Source organism: Halomonas sp. 707D4, from assembly GCF_024158685.1.
Taxonomy (GTDB): domain Bacteria; phylum Pseudomonadota; class Gammaproteobacteria; order Pseudomonadales; family Halomonadaceae; genus Vreelandella.
Map to the genome: position 1 here is coordinate 1 of NZ_JAMZBD010000072.1, position 9,812 is coordinate 9,812.

At 67.7% G+C, this 9,812-nt stretch carries 9 protein-coding genes and 1 other RNA gene; 5 read left to right on the top strand and 5 right to left on the bottom strand.

Annotated elements, in window-relative coordinates:
* Window positions 1-24: 24 nt before the first annotated feature.
* Window positions 25-696, bottom strand: coding sequence for a ribose-5-phosphate isomerase RpiA (rpiA, locus tag BIS11_RS04975; protein ID WP_253426122.1), 672 nt, complete (start codon window positions 694-696; stop codon window positions 25-27).
* A gap of 163 nt (window positions 697-859) precedes the next feature.
* Here rpiA and ilvA point away from each other — a divergent pair, with 163 nt between their 5' ends.
* Entirely contained in the window at window positions 860-2,374 is a 1,515-nt protein-coding gene (gene ilvA, locus BIS11_RS04980; RefSeq protein WP_253585781.1) for a threonine ammonia-lyase, biosynthetic, read from the top strand.
* Window positions 2,375-2,788: 414 nt separating this feature from the next.
* Here ilvA and BIS11_RS04985 read toward each other — a convergent pair whose 3' ends face one another.
* The 3 genes from BIS11_RS04985 to BIS11_RS04995 form a co-directional block, all read right to left on the bottom strand.
* Window positions 2,789-3,415 carry a 5-formyltetrahydrofolate cyclo-ligase gene (locus BIS11_RS04985; protein WP_253424839.1) on the bottom strand — a complete coding sequence of 209 codons (627 nt, stop codon included), beginning with the start codon at window positions 3,413-3,415 and terminating at the stop codon, window positions 2,789-2,791.
* A 2-nt stretch (window positions 3,416-3,417) separates the two neighbouring features.
* Window positions 3,418-3,600: non-coding RNA, 6S RNA (gene ssrS / locus BIS11_RS04990), on the bottom strand.
* Window positions 3,601-3,641: 41 nt separating this feature from the next.
* Window positions 3,642-3,947, bottom strand: a complete 306-nt coding sequence (locus tag BIS11_RS04995) for a cell division protein ZapA (protein ID WP_227391326.1) — start codon at window positions 3,945-3,947, stop codon at window positions 3,642-3,644.
* Between the two features lie 145 nt (window positions 3,948-4,092).
* Here BIS11_RS04995 and BIS11_RS05000 point away from each other — a divergent pair, with 145 nt between their 5' ends.
* The 4 genes from BIS11_RS05000 (at window position 4,093) to BIS11_RS05015 (ending at window position 8,653) form a co-directional block, all read left to right on the top strand.
* Complete coding sequence (locus BIS11_RS05000) at window positions 4,093-4,671, top strand: UPF0149 family protein (protein ID WP_253424836.1); 579 nt, start codon at window positions 4,093-4,095, stop codon at window positions 4,669-4,671.
* Window positions 4,672-4,685: 14 nt separating this feature from the next.
* Window positions 4,686-6,026 carry a Xaa-Pro aminopeptidase gene (pepP, locus tag BIS11_RS05005; protein ID WP_253424834.1) on the top strand — a complete coding sequence of 447 codons (1,341 nt, stop codon included), beginning with the start codon at window positions 4,686-4,688 and terminating at the stop codon, window positions 6,024-6,026.
* 75 nt (window positions 6,027-6,101) lie between these two features.
* Entirely contained in the window at window positions 6,102-7,331 is a 1,230-nt protein-coding gene (ubiH, locus tag BIS11_RS05010) for a 2-octaprenyl-6-methoxyphenyl hydroxylase (RefSeq protein ID WP_253424830.1), read from the top strand.
* Window positions 7,332-7,396: 65 nt separating this feature from the next.
* On the top strand, window positions 7,397-8,653 hold the full coding sequence (locus BIS11_RS05015; protein WP_253424827.1) for a UbiH/UbiF/VisC/COQ6 family ubiquinone biosynthesis hydroxylase: 1,257 nt from the start codon (window positions 7,397-7,399) through the stop codon (window positions 8,651-8,653).
* 1 nt (window position 8,654) lies between these two features.
* On the opposite strand, the gene BIS11_RS05020 is transcribed toward BIS11_RS05015, so the two are convergent.
* On the bottom strand, window positions 8,655-9,812 hold a 1,158-nt coding region (locus tag BIS11_RS05020), incomplete at its 5' end, for a S41 family peptidase (RefSeq protein ID WP_253585782.1).

The window sequence follows — 9,812 nt, forward strand, 5'->3', positions numbered from 1 at the left end:
CGACGAGCTCTTGTCTGGGCGAGCCTAGCGCGTCACGCGCTCGACGCCGTCGGCGGTGCCCAGCAGCAGCACGTCGGCACCGCGGGCGGCGAACAGCCCGTTGGTGACCACGCCGACGATGGCGTTGATGCGACTCTCCATCTCCACCGGACGCTCGATCATCACCTCGTAGCAGTCGAGGATCTGGTTGCCGTTGTCGGTCACCACGCCCTGGCGGTAGACCGGCTCGAAGCCGAGCTTGACCAGCTCGCGGGCGACGTAGGAGCGTGCCATGGGAATCACCTCCACCGGCAGCGGAAAGCGCCCGAGGGTCTCGACGCGCTTGGAGCCGTCGGCGATGCAGATGAAGCGCTCGGCGCAGGCGGCGACGATCTTCTCGCGGGTCAGTGCCGCTCCCCCTCCCTTGATCATCTCGAGCGCGCCGTTCACTTCGTCGGCGCCATCGATGTAGACCGGCACCGTCCCCACCTCGTTGAGCTCGAACACCTCGATGCCTAGCGCCTCGAGGCGCGCCTTCGAGGCATCGGAGCTTGCCACCGCTCCCTTGAAGCGGTCTCGCAGCGGCGCGAGGCGGTCGATGAACAGGTTCGCCGTCGAACCGGTACCGATGCCGAGCACGGTGCTCTTCTCGAGCAGGGGGGTGATCTCGGCGATGGCGGCGTCGGCGACGGCGGCTTTCAGCGCGTCCTGGGTCATGGGAGCTCCGGGGTTGTGTGAGGGCCGCGCCAGTATACCGCCTTGGCGCGCCCGTGTTGATGCGCGCGCATAACGCTGGACGTTGCCGGGGGCGATCTGCTACCAATAAAGGCTTTTCCCGGCTCCGGCCACCGCTCTCATCTGCTCTCATCTGGAAATCCGCATGCTCGAAGCTACCGTCAAAAAGATCCTCCAGGCCCGCGTCTACGAGGCGGCCTGCGAGACGCCCATTTCGCCCGCTCCCTTTTTGTCGCGTCGCTTCAACAACCAGATTCTGATCAAGCGCGAGGATCTGCAGCCGGTCTACTCGTTCAAGATTCGCGGCGCCTACAACAAGATGGCAACGCTTTCCGAGGAGCAGAAGGCGCGCGGGGTGATCGCCGCCTCCGCCGGCAACCACGCCCAGGGCCTGGCGCTGGCGGCCAGGCTCATGGGGGTGAAGGCGGTGATCGTCATGCCGCGCATCACCCCGGAGATCAAGGTGCAGGGCGTGCGCTCGCGCGGCGCCCGGGTGGTGCTCAAGGGCGACGCCTTTTCCGATGCCGCCGCCCACGCCCAGGAGCTGATCGAGGAGCACGGCTACACCTACATCCCGCCCTTCGACGACATCGACGTGGTAGCCGGCCAAGGCACCATCGGCGTGGAGATCCTGCGCCAGCACGCCGGACGGCTCGATGCGATCTTCGTGCCCGTGGGCGGAGGCGGGTTGATCGCCGGCGTCGCCGCCTACGTGAAATACCTGCGCCCGGAGATCAAGATCATCGGCGTGGAGGCGGAGGACAGCGCCTGTCTCAAGGCGGCCCTGGCCGCCGGCGAGCGCGTGGTGCTCGACCAGGTCGGCGTGTTCGCCGAGGGCGTGGCGGTGGCGCAGATCGGCGAGGTGCCGTTCTCGCTCGCCCGCGAACTCGTGGACGAGGTCATCACCGTCAATACCGACGAGATGTGCGCGGCGGTCAAGGACATCTTCGACGACACCCGGGCCGTGGCGGAGACCTCCGGGGCGCTGTCGCTGGCCGGGCTCAAGAAGTACGTGCAGCAGACCGGCGCCGAGGGGCAGACGCTCTTGTGCATCAACTCCGGCGCCAACACCAACTTCGACCGGCTGCAGCACATCGCCGAGCGCACCGAGCTCGGCGAGCAGCGCGAGGCGATCCTTGCCGTGACCATCGAGGAGAAGCCCGGCAGCTTCAAGAAGTTCTGCCGCGTGCTCGGCAAGCGCATGGTGACCGAGTTCAGCTACCGCTACGCCGACGACCGCCAGGCGCACATCTTCGTCGGGGTCCAGGTCAAGCCCGGCGGCGAGGACCGCCAGGCGGTGATCGAGCGGCTCAGGGAGGGCGGCTACCCGGTGGAGGATCTGACCGACAACGAGCTCGCCAAGCTGCACATCCGCCACCTGAGCGGCGGGCGCCCGAGCGAGCACTTCGACGAGGAGCTCTACCGCTTCGAGTTTCCCGAACGCCCCGGCGCGCTGATGAACTTCCTTTCGCACCTGCCTCACGACTGGAACATCTCGCTGTTTCACTACCGCAACCACGGCGCGGCCTACGGGCGCGTGCTGGTGGGCATGCAGGTGCCGAGCGCCGACCGTACCCACGTGGCCGAGCATCTCGATGCCATCGGCTATCGTTACTGGCGCGAAAGTGACAATCCGGCGTATCGGCTGTTCATGGCGTGATCAGGTGAGCACTCACTAACGCCACGCTTCAGCGCTGCCAGGCCGCCTGCGATGTCTAAACGTTTAAATAGGCGTTAAAAAATGCGCTTATGGCTATTGTCACTGCTTGGCCTTGGCCCTATAGTCGGCTTTGAAAAATAGTCAAGTGAGTCATCTTCTCTCATCGACACGCTGATGACGCACTCGAGGGCATTGGCAATCAATATACGTTGGAGAGAAGGCATGCGGCGGAAAAAGCCCGATGTGGTAATGGCGTTGACAATGGTCTTTCTGCTGGGGGTGCTGGCAACCGGGTATGCGCAGGCATTGGCGGGCAGCTGACCGCTACCTCAGGTTTGGCGTCGAGGGGGCGCTTGAACGCTGGGACGACATCATGAAACGGGCCGATCATCGATCGGCCCGTTTTCGTTGGCATCATCGGCGGCGCACGAGCCCCGCATCGCTTGCCACCGCGTCGAGCGGCACGTCCCAGGGCGCCACGTCGAGCCGGTCGACCTGCTGACAGGCGTGGGCCACGCCGATGAGCGCAGGCTTGGGGCCGGGGCGGCGCATGAAGGCCAGCGTGCGATCATAGAAACCGCCGCCCATCCCCATGCGATTGGCACGGGCGTCGAAGCCCACCAGCGGCACGATCAGCGTCTCCAGCGCCCAGGCGGGCAGGCGGTTGCCACGCCGGGCAGCGAAGCGGGTGCAGGGCTCGCGAATGCCGAAGCGGTTCTCGACCATGGGGGTATCGGCATCGAAGCGCACGAACCAGAGCGAATTGTCGCTCAAGGGGCGCAGAACCGGCAGGTAGACCGCCACGCGGCGTTTCTCGAACCAGGGCAGCAGCGGCGTCGGGTCGATCTCGCCGCCCACGGGCAGGTAGAGGCTCACGCGGCGGGCGCGCTGGAGTTCGGGAAGGCGCTTCAGGCGCTGGCATAGAGAGATAGCCGCCGTTTGCTGCTGCGCGTCGCTCAAGGCGCGACGTCTGCGGCGAAGTTCGCGGCGCAGGGCAGGCTTGTCGAAACGGTCGGCGTCGATGAGGGTGTGGTGTTGCACGAGAGTTCCCCGAAGTGCCGCTGTCGTTCTGGCCCTGAACCTACTGGTTCAGGTGGGTGGCCGCAGCCAGACCGTCAGGCTTTCCGACGCACGGACATGCACACGGGCCTGGCTAGCATTTGGCCCCCTGGGTACTGCGCATAGGCTCGAGGGACTATAACGACTGGCGCACACTCCAGAGAACCGCTTCATTTTAACAGAGCCCGGCGCAATGCCAAAGGACTGGCTAGCTTTTCGCCGGGCGCGCGCCTTCCAGGGCGCGTTCGAGTCGGTCGTGCAGGCGATTCAGGCTCGCCTCGCCGGCGCGGTGCTCGTCCAGCGCCTCCAGAAGCTCGTGGGTGATGTTCAGCGCCGCCATGATGGCGATGCGCTCGTTGCCGAGCACGCTGCTCTGGGAGTGGATGCCTTGCATGGCACGGTCCAGGTAGCGAGCAGCGCGTTCAAGCTTGGCTTCTTCGCCGCTGTCGCAGGCGATCATGTAGCCGCGACCCAGCAGGGTGATTTCTTTGGTTGGCCGCTTGGCGGTGCTCATCGAAGACTCCGGCGCGGGCACGTGCGGGCCCGAATGCGTTAACATCACCGTCATGGGTGAGGGTCGGCGTTCACTATAAGAGAGCCGCTTGCGCGGGGTCAACGCGCCCTCTGCCTCAATTCGACGATACCAATGCGAGCACACCATGTCAGTCATCGACCAGCGCCAGGACTTTTCCGACATCGCCGACGTCTTCCTGCTTCACGGCAGCATGCAGTCGCCCGCCTTCCTGGATGGCCGGCTCTGCGCGCTGCTCGCCCTGCGCGACATCAGCGCCGAGGCGTGGCTCGACGAGGTCACCACGAGCCTGGGGGTAGAGCAGCCCCGTGACCCGGAAAGCGCCGAGCGCCTGCTCGGCTGGCGCCGCCAGACGCTGGACGCACTCAGCGCCAGCGACCTGAACTACGCGCCGCTGCTGCCCGACGAGCTCTTCTCCCTCGGCGAGCAGGCCCAGGGGCTCAAGGAGTGGGCGCTGGGCTTCATGGAAGTGGTCGAGGAGGTCGCCGACGACGCGCTCAGACAGCGCTGGTCCCAGCCGCTGGGCGAAGCGATCGACGATCTGGCGGGCTTTGGCCAGATCGACACCGACCTCGACGACAGCCCCGAGAACGAGAACGACCTGTTCGCGCTCAGCGAGCACGCGCGCATGGCGGCGATGCTGCTCTACACCGAGCAGCATCCCGGCAAGCCCCAGGTGGAACAGACCGACGCCCCGGTTCACTGACCCAAGGAGTTTCGATGCTACCCGAACGTCTCTTGCGCCCCGCCGCCATTACCAATGACGAGTACCGCGCCCGGCGCGCTGCGCTCATGGAGCACCTTCCCCCGGGAGCCGCGATGCTGGTACCCGGGGCGAGCCTTGTGACCCGCTCCAACGACAGCGAGTACCCCTTTCGCCAGCAGAGCGACTTCTACTACCTGACCGGCATCACCGAGCCGGATGCGCTCCTGGTGCTGCTGCCGGACCAGGACGGCGGCATGAGCGTGGTGTTCTGCCAGGACCGCGACCCGACGCTGGAGGCCTGGACGGGCCGGCGGCTCGGCGCGAGCGGCGTGATGACGCGCCACGGCATCGATCAGGCCTTCGAGAACGCCGAGCGCGAGGAGCGCCTGGAAGCGCTGCTCGACGGGCGAACCCGGCTCTACCTGCCGCTGGACGACGAGCAGGCGCTTGCCATCGCCGACGAGGCCCTTGCCCGCGCGCGCGCCGGCCGGCGGCGCGGCAAGCCGGCGCTTCAAGGCTTCTTCGACTGCCGCGAGCTGATCCACGAGCAGCGGCTGATCAAGAGCCCGGCGGAAATCGATCTCCTGCGTCACGCGGCGCGTATCTCCGCCCTGGCCCACTGCCGGGCAATGCGCACCTGCGCCCCGGGGCTCTTCGAGTACCAGCTCCAGGCCGAACTCGAGCATACGTTCGTCTGGCATGGCGGCAGCGGCCCCGCCTACGGCACCATCGTCGGCGGCGGCGCCAACGCCTGCGTGCTGCACTATATTGAGAACAGCGCCGAACTCGCGGCGAACACGCTGGTGCTGATCGACGCCGGCGCCGAGTTCGACCTCTACGCCGGCGACATCACCCGCACCTTCCCGGTCGATGGCCGCTTCGGCGATGCCCAGCGCGCGCTGTACGAGGTGGTGCTGCATGCCCAGGAGCGGGCGGTGGCCGCCGTGGCCCCGGACGTCACGCTTGCCGACATCCACGCAGGCGTGGTGGAGGACCTGACCCGCGGGCTCATCGAGCTTGGCCTTCTCGAAGGCGAGGTCGAGGCACGCATCGAGGACGAGAGCTACCGGCGCTTCTACCTGCACTCCACCTCTCACTGGCTGGGGCTCGACGTGCACGACGTGGGCACCTACCGGCTGGACGAGGACACGGCGCGCCCGCTCGCACCGAACATGGTGGTCACCGTCGAACCCGGACTCTACGTGCCCGATGCCGAGGATCTACCCTGCGCCTATCGCGGTATCGGTATCCGCATCGAGGATAACGTGGTGGTGACCGACACCGGTGGCGAGGTGCTCACCGGCGACGTGCCCAAGCGGGTGGAAGAAATCGAGGCGTTGATGGCGAATAAATGATCAGCCGCGTCTGTGCTCGATACTTTATACGTAATGATATTACGAAATTACATCCATGGTAGAGGAGGCCGGTCGATGACCACTCAAGCGCCGGACAACGCTTCAACGGCGGCTCGCTACGATATCGTCATCGTGGGCGGCGGGCTGGTGGGGGCGAGCCTGGGCTGTGCGCTGGCGCCCTTGATCGCGCGCCAGGGCCTGCGCGTGGCGATCGTCGAAGCTACGGCGCTGCCCGCCGAGGGGACGGCCGAGTGGCAGCCGAGCTTCGACGCCCGGGCGAGCGCCATCGCCGAAGGCTCCGCCCAGCGCTTTCGCGAGCTGGGCGTATGGGAAGCCATGCGACGCGAAGCTGCCCGGATCGAGCGTATCCATATCAGCGAGCGCGGGCGGCTGGGCGCGACCCGGCTGAGCGCGGCGGAGCTCGGCGTCGATGCGCTCGGCCACGTGATTCCCAACGCCTGGATGGGGCGCGTGCTGCACGAGCACCTGTCGGCGCTGCCCATCGACTGGCACTGCCCGGCCCGGGTCGAGACCCTTGCGCCGACTCCCCAGGGGCACTATCTGGCGCTCTCCACCGGTGCCGAGATTACCGCCACGCTCACCGTGCTGGCCGACGGTGGTCGCTCCGGGCTCAAGGAGCAGCTGGGCATCGAGAGTCGTCGCCGCCCTTACGACCAGACCGCGCTGATCGCCCACGTCGGCGTGAGCCAGCCCCACCACGGGGTGGCCTTCGAGCGCTTCACCAGGGAGGGGCCGATCGCGCTTCTGCCCTTGAAGCATCAGGCGATGGAGCTGATCTGGACCCACAAGAGCGGCGAAGAGCGAGCTCGGCTGGCACTAGACGACGGTGCGTTTCTCGATCAGCTCCAGCGCGCCTTCGGCGACCGCGCCGGGCGCTTCACCAGGGTGGGCGAGCGCTTCAGCTACCCGCTGTCGCTGGTCACCGCGCGTGAATCGGTGCGCCCGGGCCTGGCGGTGCTGGGCAATGCGGCCCACGCCCTGCACCCGGTGGCGGGCCAGGGCTTCAATTTGGCGCTGCGCTCGGTGGTGGATCTGGTCGAGGCGCTGACCCAGGGGCAGGAGCAGGGGCGCTCGCTGGGTGATCTGCAGACGCTGCTCGACTTCGAGAGCCGCCGGGCGCGGGATCGCGCCAACGTGATCCGCTTCAGCGACAGCCTGATACGGCTGTTCGGCGCCTCGTTTCCGCTGCTGCCCCACGCCCGGGCGGCGGGATTGATCGGTCTCAACCTGGTCGGCCCGCTGCGGCGCGGGCTGGCGCGAAGGGCCATGGGACTCGAGCGCTGAGTGAGTGTTCACTTTTTAACGCACTGCAAACATCTGTCGTCAATCAGTCGTCATTAGGGAGCGTTATGCAAACGCCAAAGGCGTCATCGGAAGGATCCTTCGAGCGGTTCGACGTGGTCATCGTCGGCGCGGGCATGGTGGGAACGGCGCTGGCGGGGCTTCTGGCCGGCGCCGGGATGCGCACCGCCCTGGTGGAGGCGGCCGAAGCGCCGCTCGATCTGACGACCCTGGAGCTGGGGACGCCTGCGGCGCGGGTCAGCGCACTCACGCCGGTCTCCCAGCGCCTTCTGACCCACCTGGGCGCCTGGACCGCCATGGAGAAGACGCGGGTCACGCCGTATCGCTACATGCACGTGTGGGACGGCGAGGGCAGCGGCAGCATCGACTTCTCCGCGTTCGACGCGGGAACGCCGGTGCTGGGGCATATCGTGGAGAACGACGTGACCCTCGCCGCCCTCAATCATCCGGTGCTGGCGCTGCCCCAGCTGCATGCCATGTTCGGCGCGAAGGTGGCCGCGCTCCAGAGCGCCGCCCGCGGGCGTTGCCTGGTGCTCGAGGATGGCCGCGAGCTCCACGCGCCGCTGGTGGTGGCCGCCGACGGCGCACGTTCGACGCTGCGCGCACTGGCGGGTATCGAGGTCAGCGAGGAGGCCATGGAGCAGGACGCGGTGGTGACCACGGTACGCTGCAAGCGGCCTCACGGTGGCGTGGCCCGCCAGGTGTTCATCGACGGCCGGCCGCTGGCCTTTTTGCCGCTGACCGTCGAGGGCGACGACCACTACTGCTCGATCGTCTGGTCGACCACGCCGGAACACGCGCGACTCTTGAGTGGGCTCTCCCGCGAGGCGCTCGGCGAGACCCTGGGCGAGGCCTTCGGAGAGCGCCTGGGCCGGGTGGAGGTGTGCGATATGGCCTACCGCTTCCCGCTCGTCCAGCGTCACGCCAGCACCTACGTGCTCGATCACTTCGCGCTGGTGGGCGACGCCGCGCACACGATCCACCCGCTGGCGGGCCAGGGGGTGAATCTCGGGCTGATGGATGCGGCAGTGCTCGCCGATGAAGTGGTGCGCGCCTGGCGGCGCGGCGCGCCCTGGGGCGAGCGCGCAACGCTCGATCGCTTCGAGCGGCGTCGGCGGCTGGACAACGCCGCCATGCTGGCCTTGATGAAGGCCTTCAAGGAGCTGTTCGGCAGCCGCTCGTCGGCGCTGACGCTGGCGCGCAACCTGGGGATGAGCGCGATGAGCCGGGCCACCCCGCTCAAGCGACTGATCATTCGCCAGGCGACCGGCGAGCGCGGCCGCCTGCCGCCCACGTGCCGCTGAGCTAGCGGCGGCGATCCACCACGTTGAGCGCCTTGAGCAGGTTGAGCGCTTCGCTCAACTGGTAGTCGTCGCGCAGCCGCTCCGAGAACTCGCCGCGCGCCTGGGCGCTGCCGGCCTGGTTGTCCAGGTGGCCCTCGAGGTCGATCTCGCGAAGGCCGCGGCGTTCGTCGGCCACCTCCAGGCGCCCGCGTACCACTTCCACGTCCGGGACGATGCCCTGGGCCTGGATGGAGCGTCCGTTGGGCGTGTAGTAGAGCGCCGTGGTGAGCTTGAGCCCTTCGCCGTTGCCCAGCGGCATGATCTGCTGCACCGATCCCTTGCCGAAGCTCTCGGTGCCCATGATCACTCCGCGGCGCTGGTCCTGCAGGGCGCCGGCGACGATCTCGGCGGCGGAGGCGCTGCCGCCATTGATCAATACCACCAGCGGCACGTCGCGGGCCGGCGTGGAGGTGGTGGCGGAGAACGACATCTCGGTATTGGCCAGGCGCCCTTCGGTGTAGACGATCAGGCCGCTGTCGAGGAACAGGTCCGCCACGCCCGCTGCCGCCTGGAGCACGCCGCCGGGGTTGTTGCGCAGATCGAGCACCAGCCCTTCGAGGGGGCGATCGCGGCCCATGCGCGCCAGCGCCTGGCTCGCCTGCTCCGGCGTGCGCGACTGGAACTGGCTGATGCGCAGGTAGCCGTAGCCGGGCTCGAGCAGCTCGTGCTTGACGCTTTCGCTGCGAATCACTTCGCGCGCCAGGGTGATCTCGCGCGGCGTCTCCTCACCTGCGCGCAGAATCTCCAGGCGCAGTGCGCTTCCGGGTTCGCCGCGCATCAGCGTCACCGCTTCCTGCAGCGAGAGGCTGTCGGTGGGGGTGCCGTCGATGGTGAGGATGACGTCTCGCGCGAGCAGGCCCGCCCGCGAGGCCGGGGTATCGTCGATCGGCGTGATGACCATCAGCTGGCCGCCTTCGGTCCCCACCTCGATGCCAATGCCGCCGAACTCGCCCTGGGTGGATTCGCGCAGGCTCTGGTACTCGTCGACGTCGAGGTAGGCGGAGTGCGGGTCGAGCTCGCTGAGCATGCCGCGCATGGCGTTGCGCAAGAGCGTCGCGTCGTCCACCTCCTCGACGTAGCCGCGCTTGATGCGCTCGAACACCTCGGCGAAGGTCTGGAT

Excerpts from the sequence above, each read along its gene's own strand:
- pepP (WP_253424834.1), top strand. The coding sequence starts at position 4,686 with ATGCTACCCGAACGTCTCTTGCGCCCCGCCGCCATTACCAATGACGAG.
- rpiA (WP_253426122.1), bottom strand. The coding sequence starts at position 696 with ATGACCCAGGACGCGCTGAAAGCCGCCGTCGCCGACGCCGCCATCGCC.
- ubiH (WP_253424830.1), top strand. The coding sequence starts at position 6,102 with ATGACCACTCAAGCGCCGGACAACGCTTCAACGGCGGCTCGCTACGAT.
- BIS11_RS04995 (WP_227391326.1), bottom strand. The coding sequence starts at position 3,947 with ATGAGCACCGCCAAGCGGCCAACCAAAGAAATCACCCTGCTGGGTCGC.
- ilvA (WP_253585781.1), top strand. The coding sequence starts at position 860 with ATGCTCGAAGCTACCGTCAAAAAGATCCTCCAGGCCCGCGTCTACGAG.
- BIS11_RS05000 (WP_253424836.1), top strand. The coding sequence starts at position 4,093 with ATGTCAGTCATCGACCAGCGCCAGGACTTTTCCGACATCGCCGACGTC.
- BIS11_RS05015 (WP_253424827.1), top strand. The coding sequence starts at position 7,397 with ATGCAAACGCCAAAGGCGTCATCGGAAGGATCCTTCGAGCGGTTCGAC.